This is a genomic window from Nocardia gamkensis NBRC 108242 (assembly GCF_001612985.1).
Lineage (GTDB): Bacteria > Actinomycetota > Actinomycetes > Mycobacteriales > Mycobacteriaceae > Nocardia > Nocardia gamkensis.
Window position 1 is genome coordinate 1 of record NZ_BDBM01000099.1, and the last position, 752, is coordinate 752.

At 70.3% G+C, this 752-nt stretch carries 1 protein-coding gene; it reads right to left on the minus strand.

Features of this window, described 5'->3' with window-relative positions; all coding sequences use genetic code 11:
* On the minus strand, window positions 1–752 hold a 752-nt coding region (locus NG1_RS34750; protein ID WP_245660187.1), incomplete at both ends, for a condensation domain-containing protein.

The window sequence follows — 752 nt, forward strand, 5'->3', positions numbered from 1 at the left end:
TCAACGGACCCATCGAGAACCCGTCCCCCGCGATGTGATGCACCACGCACACCAGCACATGCTCGGTGTCGCTCAGCTCGATCAACCGCACCCGCACCGGCGGCGCGGCGGTCACATCGAACCCCTCACCCACCGCAGCGGCCACCAACGCCGCCACCTCCGACTCATGCGCCCGCCGCACCAGCACATCCGGCACCGCCCGCGCATCCCCCACCGGCAACACCAACTGGAAACCCTCACCATCCACATCCGGATACACCGTGCGCAACACCTCGTGCCGCTCGGCCAGATCCCCCACCGCCGCCCGCAACGCCGCCACATCCAACCGCCCCGACAACCGCACCGCGACCGGGATATTGTTCACCCCGCTCGCGGGATCGAACCGGTTCAAAAACCACATCCGCTGCTGGGCATACGACAACGGCACCCGCTCCGGACGCGCCCACGCCCGCAACGCCTGCCCCGCCACCGACCCCGCATGCTGCTCGACCCGCGCCGCCAACCCCGCCACCGTCGTCGCCTCGAACAGCAACTGCACCGGCACCCGCACCCCCAACGCCGAACCGATCCGCGCCGCCGCCTGCGCCGCCAGCAGCGAATTACCACCCAACTCGAAGAAATCATCGTCCGCACCGACGCGCCCGTCCTCCTCGGGCACCAGCAACGCCGCGAACACCCCCGCCACGATCTCCTCCACCGGCGTCGACGGCGCACGAAACGCCCGCGCCGCGAACACCGGCTCCGGCAACGCC